Here is a 16,874-nt window from a genome sequence, read left to right as displayed (position 1 = left end):
GGGCGGCGGGCCGGGCCGGCCGCCCGGTCTGCCGCCCGAGCGGGTGCGTGCGAGGATCGGGCGTCATGGAGACCCCGTCCGCGCCGGACGCCACGGCGCACGTCCCGTCCACGGCTCCCGCGCAGCCCACCCGGCTCTGGGTCGAGCGGACCGGCACCCGCACCTACACCGGCCGCAACGACCGCGGGGCCGAGGTCAGCATCGGCCCCGTCGAGGCCGGTGCCGTGTTCACCCCCGGCGAGCTGCTGAAGATCGCGCTCGCCGGCTGCTCCGGCATGTCCGCCGACACCGCGCTGAGTCACCGGCTCGGCCCGGACGTCGAGGTCACCGTCGAGGTCGAGGGCGCGAACCACCCGACCGAGGACCGCTACCCGGCGCTGCAGGAGCGGATGGTCGTGGACCTCAGCGGGCTGGACGAGGCCACGCGCGACCGGCTGCTGCGCGTCGTGCAGCGGGCCGTCGACCAGCACTGCACCGTGGGCCGCACCCTCACGCACGGTGCGACCGTGGACCTCGAGGTCGTCAGCCCGTGACCCGCCGCACCCCGCTGGTCGACGCGGCCCTGGACCGCGCCGTGACGATCCCGTCCGCGACCGTCCACGCGCACGTCGACCAGCTCCGCCGCAAGCACCCGGACGCCACGCCGCAGCGGCTCGTCGAGCTGCTCGAGCGGGAGTACCTGCTGCTCGTGCAGGGCACCGGCGGCGCGGTGGGCGCGGCAGCCGCGGCACCCGCGGTCGGCACGGGCGTCGCCCTGGCCCTGACGCTCGGCGACGTGGCGACGTTCTTCGGCGCGTCCGCGGCGTTCTCGCTGGCCGTCGCGAGCGTGCACGGCATCGACGTCCAGGACGCCGAGCGCCGCCGGGCGCTCCTGCTCGCGACGATCCTCGGGGAGACCGGCGTGAAGGCCGCCGCCGACGCCGGCGGCATCCGCACCGTCTCGGTCGCCCGGGCGCTGCTCACCCGCATGCCGACCGGCACGATCCGCCGCGTCAACACCCGGCTCACGCGGCAGCTGTTCCGGCGCCAGCTCGCCCGGCAGAGCGGGCTCGCGCTCGGGCGGCTCGTGCCGTTCGGCGTCGGGGCCGTCGTCGGCGTGACCGGCGCCCGGGCGCTCGCCCGCACCGTCATCGAGGGCGCCCAGCAGGCCTTCGGCCCGGCCCCGGCGTCGTTCGGGGACCGCGTCGTGGTCGTCGAGACCGGCGCCGAGCCCCGCCTCCTCCCCGAGGGCACCCCGGCCCCGCCCCGGACGCCCGCCGACTGACCCCGCGCCCGCCCTCCGCCCCGTCGAGGTCGGCGCGCGGGCGGGGCGCGGGGTCCGGGTGGGTCACCAGCGGGTGTGGACGTGCTCCCGGATGCGGTCGTCGTAGATCGCCCGCAGGGCATCCTGCGTGGCCCCGTCCAGCGCGGGCAGCGACGCCGCCGCGGCGTTCGCGCGGGCCTGCTCGGGGTTCCGGGCGCCGGGGATGACGGTCGAGACGCCGGGCTGGTCGACGATCCACCGCAGCGCGAGCTGGGCGGTCGTGGCGCCCTCGGGGGTCAGCGCCGCGACCTCGCGGGCCGCCGCCACGCCGACCTCGTACGGCACACCCGAGAAGGTCTCGCCCACGTCGAACGCCTCGCCGTGCCGGTTGTAGGCGCGGTGGTCGGTGGCGGCGAACTGCGTGTGCTCGTCGTACTTCCCGGACAGCAGCCCGCTCGCGAGCGGCACCCGCGCGATGATCCCGACGCCGGCCTCCGCGGCCGCGGGCAGCACCCGCTCGAGCGGCTTGCGGCGGAACGCGTTGAGGATGATCTGCACGGAGGCGACGTGCGGGCGGGCGACGGCCGCGAGCGCCTCGTCGACGGTCTCGACGGACACCCCGTAGGCCGCGACGCGCCCCTCCTGGACCAGCGTGTCGAGGGCGTCGTAGGTGGCGTCCCGGTCGAGCACGACGCTCGGCGGGCAGTGCAGCTGCACCAGGTCCAGGGTGTCCACGCCGAGGTTCGAGCGGGACCGGTCCGTCCAGGCCCGGAACGCGTCGAGCGTGTACGCCTCCGCGACGTGCGGGTCCGCGCGGCGGCCCATCTTCGTGGCGACGGTGATCCGCGCGGCGTCCGCGGGCCGGTCCGCCAGGAACCGCCCGATGAGCGTCTCGCTGCGGCCGTCGCCGTAGACGTCGGCGGTGTCGAAGAACGTCACGCCCGCGTCGGCCGCCGCGGCGAGCACGGCGAGTGCGTCGTCCTCGGCGACCTCGCCCCAGTCGGCGCCGAGCTGCCAGCAGCCCAGCCCCACGACCCCGACGTCCCGTCCCGTCCTGCCCAGCGTCCTCGTCTGCATGGCCGCGAGGCTACCCGCGCCGGCAGGGGTGACGCGCACGGACGGGCGGGCGACGCGTCGGTCCGCCACCGCGCCGGTCGACTCCTCCGGGAGCAAGATGGTCCCTGCGCCCCGATCGGGCCGTCACCGCACGAGGGGGGTGCCCGGTGCACGCAGGACCGTCTCAGCCGTCTCGGCCGTCGCCGCCGCTCCCGTGGGCACGGGTGTCGCGGACGATCCCGCTCGGTGCTGCCGAGGCCTGGGAGCTGGTCGCCGACGTCCGCCACCACGGGCGCTGGGTGCCGTCGACGCGGGTGACCCTCTGCCGCCCGCTCGGGGCCGCGTGGCAGCCGCGCGCGCCGGAGGCTTCCCCCGAGCCGGGGGACCAGGTGGAGGCCGTGACCGGGCCGTGGGCGCGGCGCGGGGGCGGCGGGCTCGTCGACCGGATGCGCATCGAGCGGTTCGACCCGCCGCTGGGCGCCGCCCCGGGCGTCGCCGTGCTGGTGAAGCTCGGGCCGGTGCTGCTGGGGTCGGCCCGCATCGAGGTCGCCGCCGCCGGGCCGGGGAGCGCGCGCGTCACGTGGTCCGAGCAGGTGCACCTGAGAGGGCTGCCGCCGGCGCTGACGGCGTGGGCAGGCGCCGCCGGCACGGACCGGATGATCGACCTCGTGCTGCGCCGCGCGGCCCGCGAGGCGCAACGATCCGCCGGGTGAGGGTGCATCTGCGCAACGAAACGCCGGTCGCCGCGCAATGTCGCGCCATGATGTGCGGCCGGGCGGGCTCGTAGGCTGTGCGGGACGTGCCCCGACGAGGCGGCCGACGTCCCGTGGACCCGACCGCACCCGGACCTTCGAGGAGCACCCATGACCGTCACGCCCCGCGCCACGAGCCGGCACTACCTGATGTGCGAGCCGACCCACTACACGGTGTCGTACGAGATCAACCCGTGGATGGACTCCACCCGGTACACGGACGCGAGCCTCGCCGTGCAGCAGTGGCGCACCCTGCGGGAGACGTTCGAATCGCTCGGGCACGTCGTCGAGACGATCGACCCGATCCCGGGCCTGCCGGACATGGTCTACGCCGCGAACGGAGCGACGGTCGTCGACGGCCTGGTGTACTCCGCGCGGTTCCGCTACCCGGAGCGCCAGCCCGAGGGCCCGGCCTACGAGAAGTGGTTCGCGGACCACGGCTACGTCACGCACACCGCGGAGCAGGTGAACGAGGGCGAGGGCGACATCCTGTCCGTCGGGGACGTCCTGCTCGCAGGCACCGGGTTCCGCACCGACCGGGCCGCGCACGACGAGATCGCCCGGGTCACCGGCCGCGAGGTCGTGTCGCTCGAGCTCGTGGACCCGCACTACTACCACCTCGACACCGCGCTGGCCGTGCTGGGGTCCGAGCCCGGTGCCGAGCAGGTCGCGTACTACCCGCCGGCGTTCTCCGACGCCTCCCGGGCGGAGCTCGAGCGCCGGTTCCCCGACGCCGTCGTCGCCTCCGAGCGCGACGCCGCCTGCCTGGGCCTGAACGCCGTGAGCGACGGCCTGAACGTGGTCGTCGCGCCGGGGGCCGTCGACCTGGCCGCCCAGCTCACCGAGCGCGGCTACCGCCCGCACCCCGTCGACACCAGCGAGCTGCTCAAGGGCGGCGGCGGGGCGAAGTGCTGCACCCTCGAGATCCGCGCGGCCCGCTGACCTCCTCCGGGCCCGGGTCGTCCGGCCCGTCCCGCACCACCCGACCCCGCACCGCTCGACCCGCGCCCTGAGGACACCCGGGGCGCCTGCCCGCCGAGGTGACGCCATGACCGCCACGATCCCCGCCCGTCACGCCGAGGGCGCCGCCGCCGGGCCGCTCGCGCAGAACTACCACCCGCTGCCCGTCACGCTCACGACCGGCGAGGGTGCGTGGGTGCGGGACGTCGAGGGCCGCACGTACCTCGACCTGCTGGCGGGCTACTCGGCGCTGAACTTCGGCCACCGGCACCCGGCGCTGACGGCCGCGGCGCACGCGCAGCTCGACCGCCTCACCCTGTCGTCGCGGGCGTTCGACCACGACCTGCTGCACCCGTTCGCGAGCGCGCTGTCCGACCTCGCGCGCCCGGTGGTCGCGGGGGCGGAGGACGACGGCGTCATCCCGATGGTGCTGCCGATGAACACCGGGGCGGAGGCCGTGGAGACGGCGATCAAGGCGGCTCGCAAGTGGGGGTACGAGGTCCGGGGCGTCGCGCCGGAGCAGGCCACCATCGTCGTCGCGGCGGGGAACTTCCACGGCCGCACGACGACCATCGTGTCGTTCTCCACCGACCCGGAGGCGCGCGCGGGGTTCGCCCCGCACACCCCGGGGTTCCGCGTGGTGCCGTTCGGCGACGCCGAGGCGCTGCGGGCTGCGGTCGACGGCACGACGGTCGCCGTGCTGCTCGAGCCGGTCCAGGGCGAGCAGGGCGTCGTCGTCCCGCCGGACGGCTACTGGCCGGCGGTCCGGGACATCTGCACCGAGGCGGGCGTGCTGCTCGTCGCGGACGAGATCCAGTCGGGCCTCGGGCGCACGGGCACGACGTTCGCGCTGGAGCTCTGGGGGGTGCGGGCCGATCTGGTCACGCTGGGGAAGGCGCTCGGCGGCGGGGTGCTGCCCGTCTCCGCGGTCGTGGGGCGGCCGGACGTGCTCGGGGTGCTCACCGCAGGCACCCACGGGTCGACCTTCGGCGGCAACCCGCTGGCGTGCGCCGTGGGGATCGCGGTGGTGGACCTGCTGCGCACCGGCACCCACCAGGAGCGCGCGCGGGTGCTCGGCGAGCGGCTGCACACCCGCCTGGCGACCCTGGTCGACACCGGGCTGCTGCTCGGGTCCCGCGGCGTGGGGCTGTGGGCGGGGCTGGACGTCGACCCGGCCCGGATGACCGGCCGGCAGCTGTGCGAGCGGCTGCTCGCGCTCGGCGTGCTGGCCAAGGACACCCACGGCTCGACGATCCGCCTGGCGCCGCCGCTCGTCATCGACGAGGACGACCTGGACCTGGCGCTGGACCGGCTCACGCAGGCGCTGCGCTGACCGCCGTCGGCGTCGGCGTCGGCGTCGGCGTCGGCCTCACGGTCGCCGCCGGTGTCAGGAGAACAGCATCGCGGTGTAGAGCCGCCCGCCGTACGTCACCGCGCCGATCGAGACGGTCGACACCCCGTCCTTGAGGATCCACGCCCGGTGCGGCGGGGAGTTCAGGTACGCCTGGATCATCTGCTCGTCGCTGACGGGCTGCACCCACCCGACGATGTGGTCGCTGCCGGAGTGCCAGATGCTGCCGGCCGCGGCCATCGCCGCCGCGTGGTCCGCCAGGGAGGACGACCCGGCCACCGCGAGCGCGGGGAGGCCGTTGGCCGCCCGGGCCGCGTTGATCGAGGCGCCGAGCCCGCCGATCCCGGAGGAGGACACCCCCGCGGCCCACGCGCTCGCGGGAGCGGCCGCGGCCGGTGCCGCCGCGGCTCCGCCGCGGGTGATGGCGGGCCGGGAACCGCCCGAGGGTCGTGCGGTCGCCGCGCGGGCGGCCGCCTCCGCGGCGGCACGCTCCGCGGCCAGGCGCTCGGCCTCGATCCGGGCGTCCTCCGCGGCCTGCCAGGCCGTCTGCGCCTCGACGACGGTGCGCTGCGGGGCGGCCACGTCCGCGGAGGTCGCACGCAGGACGGCGACGCTCGTGCCCTCGCCGAGCCCGGCGGCCGCTGCCTCGACCGCCTGGGTCGCCGCGCGCAGCGCAGCCAGGGCCTCGTCCCCGGCGTGCGGGGAGGCGTCCGCGGCCGCCCGGGCGTCGGCGATCACCCGCTGGGCCCCCGCGACCGCGGCGTCGCGAGCTGCGGCGTAGGAGGTGGCGATGGCGCCCGCCCGGGCCGTGGCGGCGACAGCGGCGTCGGTGGCGTCGGCCGCGACCTGCGCGGCGACCCGCTCCCGGGCGTGCGCCCACGCGGTCGCCCGCGCGTCCGCCCGGAGCTGCACGACGACGGCCGCAGCCACCGTGCCGACGAGCAGCGGGCAGAGCACGACCACGGCGACCGCGCGACGGACCGCACGGGAGGGCGCGCCCGGCGCCGTCGGCGGGGCAGCCGGGGCGGGCGTCAGGTCGAGCGGGTGTGTGCGCTGCGTGGGGATCGTGCCGGTGGGAGCCTCCGACCGGGAGCGGGTCGACCCGTCGCGCGGCCCGGGCCCCGCCGCGGTGGCGAGCGACCCGACGCGCTGGTCCGGCGCGACCGGGCCTGCCGCCGCGGGCGCGGGTCCGGTCGCCGTCCGCTCGGCGTGCGGTGCCGACATCCGCCTGCCCCCTCTGCTCGGTGACGTCCTGTCCCCGGTGTCATCGGCGCGCGACGCGGCCGCCTGAAGGGTGTCGCCGAACATCGCCCGTGACGACGGCGACGGCCGCGGGTGGCGCCGTCGACGGTGCCGGCACGTCCGGACCACCGCGGACGGTCCCCGCGCCGTGCGCGAGGATGGGACCCGTGCCCCCCTACTCCGGCGACCTGGACCCGATCGACGAGGCGCTGCTGCGCGAGCTGGCCGTCGACGCCCGCGCGTCGTACGCGGACCTCGGCGCCGTCGTGTCGTTGTCCGCGCCGGCGGTGAAGCGGCGGGTGGACCGGCTGCGCGAGCGCGGGATCGTCCGCGGGTTCACCGTCCTGCTCGACCCGGCCGCGCTCGGCTGGGCCACCGAGGCGTTCGTCGAGCTGTTCTGCCACGGCTCGACGAGCCCCGCCACGATGCGCTCCGCCGTCGAGCGCTACCCGGAGGTCGTCGCCGCCAGCACGGTCACCGGCGACGTCGACCTCGTCGTGCAGGTACGCGCCCGGGACATGCGGCACCTCGAGCAGGTGGTCGAGCGGTTCGCGGCCGAGCCGTTCGTGTCACGGACCCGCTCCACCGTCGTGCTGTCGGCGCTCGTGCGGCGACCGGACGTGCCGCCACCGCCCGCCTGAGCCACCGGCCCGCGCCCCGCGTCAGCCCGCCGCGCCGCCGTCGTGCCCGGCTCCCGCGGTCCCCGCGGCGTCGCCGGCCCCGGCGGACGCCACGCGCTCCGCGCACCGGTTCGTGACCACCATCACCGGGCACGCCGAGTGGTGCAGCACGGCCTGGCTCGTGGACCCGAGCAGCAGCCCCGTGAAGCCGCCCCGGCCCCGCGACCCCACGACGATCAGGTCGGTCGCCGCGGAGAACTCCGTGAGCAGCTCCGCCCCGGTGCCGTCCAGCACGGCCCGCCGCACCGTGGCGCCGGGGTGGTCGGCCAGCGCGCGGTCCACGACGACGTTGAGGCCCTCCGTGACGTCCGCGAGCACCTGCGTCTGGTCGATCGTCGCGGGGAGCCACGCCATGACGCCCGAGCCGCTGCCGACGGGCACGCCCGCGACGGCCGTGAGCTCGGCACCCCACGCCTGCGCCTCCTCGATCGCGTGGCGCAGCGCGAGGTCCGCCTGCGGGGAGCCGTCGACGCCGACGACCATGCGCCGGACCGGCCGCACCACCGGCGCGGACTCGTCGCTCGGAACGATGCCGCCCCGACGCTGGTCGCGCAGCGGCACGACGACGGTCGGGCAGTACGCGTGCGCCGGCAGCGTCGACGAGACCGTGCCGAGCAGCCGGTCCGCGAACCCGCCCTTGCCCCGGGTCCCGACGACCACGAGCGAGGCGTCACGCGACATCTCGACCAGGACGGCGGCCGCGTCGCCGGTCGCGACCGTGGTGGTGACCTCGAGCCCCGGTCCCGCGACGCGCTGCTGGGCCTCCGCGAGCACCGCGCGGGCGCCCTGCTGGATCGCGGTGTCGTCGAGGGCCGCGTACCCGCCGTCCAGCGAGGCCGCCGTGAACGACGGCAGCGTGTACGAGCACACCACGTGGAGCGGCCGGCGCCGGGTACGCGCCTCGCCCGCCGCCCAGTCGAGCGCGTGCATGCTCGCTGCCGACCCGTCCACCCCGACCAGGATCTCCGCGTCCCGCTTCATGGTTCCGACCTCCTTGGTGGCACACCCCAGTGTGCCTCGGATCATGCCGGTTCCGCACCTGCCGCGGAGCGAGGCGTGGCGTCCCCTTGCCGACTTCTTGACCCGTGGTCCTCAGGCGGCCAGGTACGCGGACCAGGCGGGCTCGTCGGCGGCCACCCCGCGCAGGAACGCCGTCGCACCCCGCGGGGCCGACGGCGTCCAGGAGAGCTCCCACCCGATCTCGTGCAGCAGGTGGTCGGCCTTGCGGTGGTTGCACCGCCGGCACGCCGCGACGACGTTCGTCCACTCGTGCCGGCCCCCGCGCGAACGCGGGTGCACGTGGTCGACGGTGTCGGCGTGCGAGCCGCAGTACGCGCACCGGTGGTCGTCGCGCTGCAGCACCGTGCGCCGCGTCGGCGGCAGCGGCCGGCGCACCGGGACGTGCACGTACCGCGTCAGCGACAGCACCACCGGCAGCGGCACGGCCACGTGCTCGGAGTGCAGCACCCGGCCGTCCGACTCGAGCACGGTGGCCTTGCCCGACATGACGAGCGTGACGGCGCGCGGCAGGGCCACGACGCACAGCGGTTCCAGGCTGGCGTTGAGGAGCAACGTCCGGGGTGGCGCAGGGAGCAGCACGGCGAACTCCTTGACCGGGGGGCCCGTCTGGCTGACGGGTCCGCTGGGGAGCGAGCAGCGCCAGCGTACGCGCCCACCCCGGGAACCCGCGCCGTCCGCCCGCGCCGCGCCCCCGGTGCCGCGCGCAGGCGCCCCGGCACGGCAGGACCCCCGCGGCCGGTGGCCACGGGGGTCCTGGAGGCGTCGTGCGTGCCCGGGAGGCTCAGCCGATGCGGATGAACGTCGGCGAACTCTGCCAGATGGCGCGGAACTGCACCGTCTTGCCGGGGCGCGGCGAGTCGATCTGCTGGTCGCCGCCGGCGTAGATCGAGATGTGGCCGGGGCTCCAGATGAGGTCGCCCGGCTGCGCCTCGGCGGCCGAGATGACCGTGCCCGCGTCGCGGATCGCCGACGACGTGCGGGGCAGCGAGATGCCGAGCTGCGCGTACACGTAGGACACGAAGCCGGAGCAGTCGAAGCCGTCCGGGGTCGTGCCGCCGGACACGTACGGCGTCCCGACGTAGCGGGCCGCGATCTCGAGGACCGCGTTGCCGGCCACCGACTGCGGGACGGCGGCGGCGGCGACCTCGACCGGGGCGGCCGCGGCCGTGGCGCGCTGGGCGCTGCGGGAGACGACCGGCTCCGGCTCGGGCTCCGGCTCCGGCTCGGGGACCACGGCGGTCACGGCGGGGGCCTCGAAGGTCCACGCGGCGTCGGCCGGGGCGGTGACGACCGGCGCGGTGTCGAGGACCGTCTTCGCGGAGGCGGTCAGCGCGGTGGTGTCGACCGACGGCAGCGCCGCCTGGTCGCCGGACGTGGTCGCGGCGCCTGCCGGGACGGCGACCGCGGAGACCATGAGCCCCGTGGTGGCCGCGACGACGGCGGTGCGGCGACCGGCCTGGGCGAGGGTGCCCGTGGCGGCGGTGGCGAGGTCGGTCAAGGGGGTGACGGGGCGACGCGCGGAACGGTGTCGGGCGCGCACAGCACTAGCGGACACGTACAGCCTCTCCTGGCGCCTACGAGGTGAGCTGTCGGGTTCGGGTGGAGATACCCGGCCGCGTGGCGCTCCCGGGAGGTCCGGTCACGTCGCGCGGCTTCACCCCAAGGACACCGTCGCCGGTGCCCGCAAGTGGTTCCCCCGCCCCTGCCGGCGAGTCGTACGGACCTCGGGCGGCGGCAGGGTTCGGCGTACCGTCCAAGGGCTCTGACGGAGGAGGGTTCCGTCGAGCAGGACCGACCGTACCCGACCCCCGAGCCGATTGTCACGTTCCGGTCACGATCCGTTTGCCGAGCACCCGCAGGCCCCCGCGGGGACCCTGGTCACGCACACGACGAGGCCCCGCGAGTGGCGCGTGCCACACCGCGGGGCCGTCGGTGCCGGACGCGGTCGCCGGCGCGGGGCGCGGACCTCAGCCCACCCCGAGGAACACGTGGCGCGCGACCTCCTGCGGCAGGTCGAGCACCGTCTCCGCGCCGGGCGCGCCGACCGTCACGACGCCGACGCCCTTCTCGACCGTGACCTGCTGGCCGGGCCGCACGCCCGCCTGCGCGAGGCGCGCGAGCAGGTCGACGTCCGTCTGGATGGGCTCCCCCAGCCGGGCGACGACACCCGTGGTCGGGCCGGGCGCGGCCGCCGCGACGGCGACCAGCGACTCCACGCCGTCGAGGAACCCGACCGGCGTCCGCTCCTCGCCGATCTCGTCGAGACCGGGGATCGGGTTGCCGTACGGGTCGAAGTGGGGGTGGTCGAGAAGGCCGGCGAGCCGGCGCTCCACCCGCTCGCTCATGACGTGCTCCCAGCGGCACGCCTCCTCGTGCACGTACTCCCAGTCGAGCCCGATCACGTCGACGAGCAGCCGCTCCGCCAGCCGGTGCTTGCGCATCACGCGCATCGCCTTGGTGCGGCCCGCCTCGGTGAGCTCCAGGTGGCGGTCACCGGACACGACCACGAGCCCGTCCCGCTCCATGCGGGCGACCGTCTGGGACACCGTCGGTCCGCTGTGGCCCAGGCGCTCGGCGATGCGGGCCCGCAGCGGCGTGATGCCCTCCTCGGTGAGCTCGTAGATGGTCTTCAGATACATCTCGGTCGTGTCGATCAGGTCACTCACGCCGGTGCCCTCCTGTGTGCGCGGACGTCCGTCCACAGGCTAGTTGGTCCTGCCGCCGGGCGGCGTCGGGCGCGTAGGGTGCGGCGCGTGACCGTGACGCCCGCCACCGTGACCATCCCCGAGGAGCTCCTGCCGTCGGACGGCCGGTTCGGGTCCGGGCCCGCGAAGGTCCGCGACGCCCAGGTCCGGGCGCTCGCCGAGGTCGGCCGCAGCCTCCTCGGCACCTCGCACCGCCAGGCCCCCGTCCGTTCCCTCGTCGGCCGCGTGCGGGCCGGCCTCGGCGAGCTGTTCTCGCTCCCCGACGGGTACGAGGTCGCGCTCGGGAACGGCGGCTCCACCGCCTTCTGGGACGTCGCGACGCTGTGCCTCGTGGAGCGCCGCTCCGCCCACGCGGTGTTCGGGGAGTTCGGCAGCAAGTTCGCGGCCGCCACGGCGCGCGCGCCGTTCCTCGAGGACCCCGTCGTCACCGAGGTGCCCGCCGGGTCCTCCGCGACCCCCGCGGCCGCCGACGGCGTCGACGCCTACGCGTGGGCGCACAACGAGACCTCCACCGGTGCCGTCGCGCCCGTGCGCCGCGTGCCGGGCTCCGCCAACCAGGGTGCGCTGATGCTGGTCGACGCGACGTCGGGCGCCGGGGGGCTCGCCGTGGACGTCGCTCAGACCGACGCCTACTACTTCGCGCCGCAGAAGTCGTTCTCGTCCGACGGCGGCCTGTGGCTGGCCGTGCTGTCCCCGGCCGCAGTCGAGCGCGCCGAGCGGGTCGAGTCCGGCCGCTGGGTGCCGGAGTTCCTGTCCCTCGGCGCCGCGGTGCGCAGCTCGCGGGCGGACCAGACCCTCAACACGCCGGCGATCGCCACCCTCGTGCTGCTCGCGGAGCAGGTGGACTGGATGCTCGCGAACGGCGGCCTCGACTGGTGCGCCGCGCGGACCGCGACCTCCGCCGGGCACCTCTACGGCTGGGCGGACGCCCGCGACTGGGCCCGGCCGTTCGTCAGCGACCCCGGGCAGCGGTCCCCCGTCGTCGGGACGGTGGACCTCGCGCCCGAGATCGAGGCACCGACGGTGGCACGCATCCTGCGGGCCCACGGCATCGTCGACGTGGAGCCCTACCGCAAGCTCGGGCGCAACCAGCTCCGGGTCGCGATGTTCCCGTCGGTGGAGCCCGACGACGTGCTCGCCCTCACCGCCTGCATCGACCACGTGGTGGACCGGCTGGCCTGAGGCGCGGGCGTGCTCCCGCACAGGAGCACGAGCGGACCCCGCTGCGGTGCACGACGGCCGCAGCCGACGGCACCGGCCGGGGCTGCGGCTGTCGCGCCCGGTCGGTGCCGCCGTCCGCTCGGCGCGGGTGCGCTCAGCGGGCCCGGTGAGCCCGGCGGGACGCGACCACGACCAGCCCGGCACCCAGCAGCACCGCGCCGCCCGCGGCGGCCAGGAGCTGCCACGAGTTCGCACCGGTCACCGCCAGCACCGCGGACTGGTAGCGGACCTGCGTCGCGGGCGCGGCGAGCACCTCGGAGGCCGTCACGACACCGGAGACCTCCGAGTCCGGGGGCGTCACGACGACGGCGTCGACGTCCTCCTGCGGGCCCGCGCACGCCGACGTCGCGGGCGGGTAGGCGACCACGGTGGACGCCGACGGGTTCACCTCGAACTCGAGCCGCACGACCGGACGCGAGAAGTCGAACTCGTCGTGCTGCACCCACGTGCCGTCCGGCTGCTGCGACCATCCGGGCCAGTCGACGACCTGGTCGCCGTCGAGCACGGTGCCGGGCCAGTACACGCGGCCGCTGAGCGGCAGGCCCGACTGGACCACCGCGTCGCCGTCGGGGTTGACCCACGTGAGCGTGACGGTGTCGTTCGGCGTCCCGTACGGCTCGACCGCGTAGTCGAGCACGGGGGCGTCGCCGACGCAGAGGGCGGTCGCCCGGGCGATGACCAGCTCGCAGCGCCCGGGCGGGGCGTAGCCGTCGGAGGGCGTGGTGCAGGCGGCGTCAGGGTCCGGCGCGCCGGCGTCGGGGCCGGTCGCGTCCGGGGCGGCCACCGGGTCGCCCGCCGCCGGGTCGCCCGCCGTCGGGCCCTCGGCCACCGGGCCGTCCGCCGCCGGCCGGGGCTCCGCCGGGGTCGACGTCGCGAAGGCCGGAGCCGCCCCCGCGGTCACGGCCAGCGCCGCCAGCAGGAGCCCGGCGAGCGCTCGTCGCGTCCGTGCCATGTCACACCTCCACCCGCCCGACGTCGTCGCCGGGCTCGCCTCGCCGATTCGTACAAATCGGACATTTCACCCATGTTACGGGCACCGGGCCTCGGAGCGCGCGCCGGAGGGCCGGGTGAAATCCGCATGATCACGCGGAAGAGTGGCCCCGGAACCTCCCGACCAGCCGAGACACCCGGGCCCGCCCGGCGCGACCGACCCCACCCCGTTCGGAGACTCCCACCGTGCTCGGAGGTACCCGCGCGCCATCGTGGTGCTCCGCGGACCACCACGATCACCGCTCGGAGGCTCCGACGGGTTCCGGGTCCGGCCATGAGGGGCCCGTGCCGGTCGGTCGCGGCGCGGTCGGAGGCGCCGGACGCGGGTGGTGGTGGCCGCACGTCGTCGTGGTGCTCCGCGGACCACCACGATCACCGCTCGGAGCCTCCGACGGGCTCAGGACGGGTGCGGGGTGCGGGGTGCGGGGTGCGGGGTGCGGGGTGCGGGGCGGGGTCAGCGGGGGGTGGGGCAGGGGGACGAGACGGTGCCCGGGCCCGTCAGGGTCGGAGTGGTCCAGACGGTGATCCCGCTCGCCGGGGCCGGCACCGTCAGCGTGTAGGTCTCCGTCGCGCCCGGCTCGAGGCGGGAGGTCACGACGGCGACGTCGCGGCGCGCGGTACGGACCTCCTGCCCGCCGACCACGGCGTCGTCCCGCCGGACCTCACCGAGCCGACCGTCGCGCGCGGAGTAGAACGACACGTTCGTCGCCAGCCACCCGGGCGGCAGCCCCGACCCGCCGTCCCCGAGCACCTGCGCCGGGAAGGTCGTGACGTCGGCGGGCGGCCGGTACCCGAGCGTCAGCTCGATGCGGGCCCGCACGTCCGACGACCCGCACCCCGTCAGGGTCACCGCCACCCGGGCGTCGAGGTCGACGTCGAGCTTGCCGGCCGTCGCGTCGTCGAGGAACACGCCGACGGCCTGCCCCACGGTGCCGGTCGGCGTCGAGGGGTCACCCGTGAGGAACGCCCCGCCGAGCGCGGACGAGGCGATCCGCGCCTGCTCGCCGGCGTCCGCCGACCACAGCGCGACCCGGCGCTGCTCCACCGCGTCAGCCGCGACCTGCACCGCCGCCCCCGCCGTCTGCGGGTCGGCCGCCGCGTCACGCAGCACCGCGAACGCCGCCGCCGCGACCTGGGCGTAGAACGCGTCGCCGGCCTTGGGGTCGCCGTAGGCGAGGTAGGCGTCGCGCAGCAGGCCGCGCAGCAGGTCCTCGCCGCCGAGCTCGGTCCCGTCCGCGCTCACGGTCCGACCGGTCGCGCCGAGGAGGTCCGCGACGACCACCGGGTCGGTCGCCAGCACACCGTCGACCTGCTGGCCGGTCGACGCGGTCCAGAACGCGGAGGCGGCCTCGGCGGCACGCGGGAAGTCGGGCGTCAGCACCGTGTCCTGCACCCACCGGCCGAGCCTGTCGCCGAACAGGGCCAGCTCGTCGTCGCTCAGCGGCAGCGCGGGCTCGGCGAGCTCCGGCAGGTCCGCGGTGCTGCGCTGACCCACGAGCCCGACGGCTCCGTCGCGCGCCTGGAGCACGCTGACAGCGCCGACGATGCCGCCCTGCGCGCGCAGCTCCGCCGGGTTGAGGGACAGCAGCAGGTACGTCCGCGGGCCGTCCTCACCCAGGAGGTCGGGCAGGACGGGCGCGAGCTCGCGGACGGTCTGCAGCGGACCCGCCGCGGCGTCGACGGCGTCGCGGACCCCCGCGACCGGGCCGGCGAGCGGCCCGGCCAGCCCGGCGGGGTCGACGGCGGCCAGGTCGGCGCGCAGCTGCTGGACGGTGACCGCCGCCCGGTCGAGCGCCGGTGCCGCGTCGGCGAGCGCCTGCAGGTCGACCCAGCCGTCGGGCACCTGAGCCGCTCCGGCCGACGCGCCCGCGCTGCCGGACGGGCCGGCGAGGGCCTCGAGGGCGTCGAGCAGGTCGGGGGCGGCATCCCCCGCGAGCGCGTCCGCCGCCCGGCCGATCGCCGAGACGGCGGCGAGGTCGTCGCCGACCACCGGCAGGTGCTCGGCCACGCGCCACACGGGGTCCTGCCCGGCGGCGTGCACGCGGGCGGCGGCGTCCTGCACCGCCGCGAGCCGGGAACGCAGGGCCGCGACGTCCAGCCGCGAGACCTCCTCGTCCGCACCGGACGTGGCGGCCTGCAGGTCCCGAGCGGCGTCGGCGGCCTGCCAGACCCGGTACGCCAGCCAGCCGCCCACCAGCAGCAGCGCCGTCAGCAGCACGGCGCCGGCCAGGAGCACACGCCGCCGGGTCGTCATCAAGCGATCGTCACATACCGGACAAATCGACCGGCATGGCAGGACCCAAGTTCACCCGGGTGGTGTCACACGGACGCGTCGGCGGCCTCGCGCGCGGCGAGCTGGTCCGCAGCGGCACGGCGAGGCGCCGGAACCTCCGGGTGCAGCACCTCGAGGTGGGGCCTCGTCCGCACGTGGTACCGCAGCTCGACCTGCCAGCGCCGCTTCGCCCACACGGCGGCGAGCGCCGAGACCAGCAGGGCCGTGATCGAGCCGATGCCGATCGACCAGCGCGGGCCGAACGTCTCCCCGATCCAGCCCACGATCGGCGACCCGATCGGCGTCGCCCCCAGCATCACGATCATGTAGAGGGACATCACCCGCCCGCGCACCGTCGGGTCGGTCGACATCTGGATCGTCGTGTTCGCCGCGGTCAGCATCGTCAGGGACGCCAGGCCCACCGGGATGCACGCGACCGCGTAGGAGACGTACGTCGGCATCAGCGCCTGGACGCCGGTCGCCACCCCGAACGCGAACGCCGCCCCGATCACGAGGCGCACCCGAGGTCGCTCGCGCCGGGCCGCGAGCAGCGCCCCGCCGAGCGACCCGATCGCCAGCACCGACCCGAGGATCCCGTACTCCCCCGCCCCCTTGTCGAACTCCGCCCGTGCCATGAGGGCCGACGTCATCTGGAAGTTGAGGCCGAACGTCGACACCACGCCGATGACCGCCATGATCACGAGGATGTCGGAGCGACGGCGGACGTAGCGCACACCCTCCCGGATCTGGCCTTTCGCGCGCCGGGCGACCGGCATCGGGTGCAGCTCGGACGTCCGCATCGCCACGAGCGCGAGGATCGTCGCCGCGAACGAGACCCCGTTGATGACGAACACCCAGCCCGTCCCGACCGCCGCGATGAGCAGCCCCGCGAGCCCCGGCCCGATCAGACGCGCCGCGTTGAACGACGTGCTGTTGAGCCCCACGGCGTTCGACAGCCGCCCCGCGGGCACCAGCTCCGCCACGAACGTCTGCCGCACCGGCTGGTCGATCGCGGCGACGGCACCGAGCAGCGCCGCGAAGACGTAGACGTGCCAGAGCTCCGCACGACCCGAGAGCACCAGGGCACCCAGGCCGAACGCGAGCACGCCCTGCGCGCCCTGCGTGATCATCAGCAGCTTGCGGCGGTTCACCCGGTCGGCGAGCAGGCCGGCCCACGCGGACAGCAGCAGCGTCGGGGCGAACTGGAGCGCCGTGGTGATGCCGACCGCCAGCCCCGAGTCGTCGGACAGGTCGGTGAGCACCAGCCAGTCCTGGCCGACACGCTGCATCCAGGTGCCGATGTTCGCGACGAGCGCGCCGGCGAACCACAGGCGGTAGTTGACGTACTTCAGCGAGGCGAAGGTGGAGTTCATGCAGGCGGC

General features: G+C 76.3%; 16 protein-coding genes and 1 riboswitch. Of the genes, 7 read left to right on the top strand and 9 right to left on the bottom strand.

Annotation, left to right across the window (positions count from 1 at the left end):
- Positions 1–65: 65 nt before the first annotated feature.
- Both K5O09_RS03020 and K5O09_RS03015 read left to right on the top strand, forming a co-directional pair.
- A complete protein-coding gene (locus K5O09_RS03020) occupies positions 66–533 on the top strand; it encodes an OsmC family protein (protein WP_222171391.1) in 468 nt (155 codons plus the stop codon).
- On the top strand, positions 530–1,264 hold the full coding sequence (locus K5O09_RS03015) for a hypothetical protein (RefSeq protein ID WP_222171390.1): 735 nt from the start codon (positions 530–532) through the stop codon (positions 1,262–1,264). Before K5O09_RS03020 ends, K5O09_RS03015 begins: the two co-directional genes overlap by 4 nt.
- A 63-nt stretch (positions 1,265–1,327) precedes the next feature.
- On the opposite strand, the gene K5O09_RS03010 is transcribed toward K5O09_RS03015, so the two are convergent.
- Positions 1,328–2,320, bottom strand: coding sequence for an aldo/keto reductase (locus K5O09_RS03010; RefSeq protein ID WP_222171389.1), 993 nt, complete (start codon positions 2,318–2,320; stop codon positions 1,328–1,330).
- 203 nt (positions 2,321–2,523) lie between these two features.
- Between K5O09_RS03010 and K5O09_RS03005 the strand changes: the two genes are divergently transcribed.
- The 3 genes from K5O09_RS03005 (at position 2,524) to rocD (ending at position 5,344) form a co-directional block, all read left to right on the top strand.
- Positions 2,524–3,012 carry an SRPBCC family protein gene (locus K5O09_RS03005; RefSeq protein ID WP_222171388.1) on the top strand — a complete coding sequence of 163 codons (489 nt, stop codon included), beginning with the start codon at positions 2,524–2,526 and terminating at the stop codon, positions 3,010–3,012.
- 150 nt (positions 3,013–3,162) lie between these two features.
- Positions 3,163–3,993, top strand: a complete 831-nt coding sequence (gene ddaH, locus K5O09_RS03000) for a dimethylargininase (RefSeq protein ID WP_222171387.1) — start codon at positions 3,163–3,165, stop codon at positions 3,991–3,993.
- A 106-nt stretch (positions 3,994–4,099) separates the two neighbouring features.
- A complete protein-coding gene (gene rocD, locus K5O09_RS02995) occupies positions 4,100–5,344 on the top strand; it encodes an ornithine--oxo-acid transaminase (RefSeq protein ID WP_222171386.1) in 1,245 nt (414 codons plus the stop codon).
- 54 nt (positions 5,345–5,398) lie between these two features.
- Here rocD and K5O09_RS02990 read toward each other — a convergent pair whose 3' ends face one another.
- Positions 5,399–6,586 (bottom strand): hypothetical protein, encoded by a 1,188-nt coding sequence (locus K5O09_RS02990; RefSeq protein WP_222171385.1) that lies wholly within the window; start codon positions 6,584–6,586, stop codon positions 5,399–5,401.
- A gap of 185 nt (positions 6,587–6,771) precedes the next feature.
- Here K5O09_RS02990 and K5O09_RS02985 point away from each other — a divergent pair, with 185 nt between their 5' ends.
- The gene (locus tag K5O09_RS02985; protein WP_255596030.1) at positions 6,772–7,245 is read left to right on the top strand and encodes an Lrp/AsnC family transcriptional regulator; all 474 of its coding nucleotides are present in this window, start codon (positions 6,772–6,774) and stop codon (positions 7,243–7,245) included.
- A 21-nt stretch (positions 7,246–7,266) separates the two neighbouring features.
- Here the strand turns inward: K5O09_RS02985 and K5O09_RS02980 are convergent, their stop codons facing one another.
- The 4 genes from K5O09_RS02980 to K5O09_RS02965 all read right to left on the bottom strand — a co-directional run bounded on the left by K5O09_RS02980 (position 7,267) and on the right by K5O09_RS02965 (position 10,970).
- Entirely contained in the window at positions 7,267–8,265 is a 999-nt protein-coding gene (locus tag K5O09_RS02980; RefSeq protein WP_222171383.1) for a universal stress protein, read from the bottom strand.
- Positions 8,266–8,376: 111 nt separating this feature from the next.
- A complete protein-coding gene (locus tag K5O09_RS02975) occupies positions 8,377–8,883 on the bottom strand; it encodes an HNH endonuclease (protein WP_222171382.1) in 507 nt (168 codons plus the stop codon).
- Positions 8,884–9,085: 202 nt separating this feature from the next.
- Positions 9,086–9,859 carry a C40 family peptidase gene (locus K5O09_RS02970; RefSeq protein WP_222171381.1) on the bottom strand — a complete coding sequence of 258 codons (774 nt, stop codon included), beginning with the start codon at positions 9,857–9,859 and terminating at the stop codon, positions 9,086–9,088.
- Positions 9,860–9,861: 2 nt separating this feature from the next.
- A riboswitch (cyclic di-AMP (ydaO/yuaA leader) is annotated at positions 9,862–10,061 on the bottom strand.
- Positions 10,062–10,271: 210 nt separating this feature from the next.
- Positions 10,272–10,970, bottom strand: a complete 699-nt coding sequence (locus K5O09_RS02965; RefSeq protein ID WP_222171380.1) for a metal-dependent transcriptional regulator — start codon at positions 10,968–10,970, stop codon at positions 10,272–10,274.
- 87 nt (positions 10,971–11,057) lie between these two features.
- Here K5O09_RS02965 and serC point away from each other — a divergent pair, with 87 nt between their 5' ends.
- Positions 11,058–12,191 (top strand): phosphoserine transaminase, encoded by a 1,134-nt coding sequence (serC, locus tag K5O09_RS02960; RefSeq protein WP_255596029.1) that lies wholly within the window; start codon positions 11,058–11,060, stop codon positions 12,189–12,191.
- Positions 12,192–12,324: 133 nt separating this feature from the next.
- Here serC and K5O09_RS02955 read toward each other — a convergent pair whose 3' ends face one another.
- The 3 genes from K5O09_RS02955 to K5O09_RS02945 form a co-directional block, all read right to left on the bottom strand.
- Positions 12,325–13,182 carry a peptidase gene (locus K5O09_RS02955; protein WP_222171379.1) on the bottom strand — a complete coding sequence of 286 codons (858 nt, stop codon included), beginning with the start codon at positions 13,180–13,182 and terminating at the stop codon, positions 12,325–12,327.
- Between the two features lie 492 nt (positions 13,183–13,674).
- Positions 13,675–15,474: a DUF4012 domain-containing protein gene (locus tag K5O09_RS02950; protein WP_222171378.1), complete on the bottom strand. Its 1,800-nt coding sequence runs from the start codon at positions 15,472–15,474 to the stop codon at positions 13,675–13,677.
- 65 nt (positions 15,475–15,539) lie between these two features.
- Positions 15,540–16,865: an MFS transporter gene (locus tag K5O09_RS02945; RefSeq protein ID WP_222171377.1), complete on the bottom strand. Its 1,326-nt coding sequence runs from the start codon at positions 16,863–16,865 to the stop codon at positions 15,540–15,542.
- Positions 16,866–16,874 lie beyond the last annotated feature (9 nt).

Source organism: Cellulomonas sp. C5510 (assembly GCF_019797765.1).
Classification (GTDB): Bacteria; Actinomycetota; Actinomycetes; order Actinomycetales; family Cellulomonadaceae; genus Cellulomonas.
Note: the sequence above shows the minus strand (reverse complement) of the source record. Positions and strands in the feature narration are given on the sequence as shown.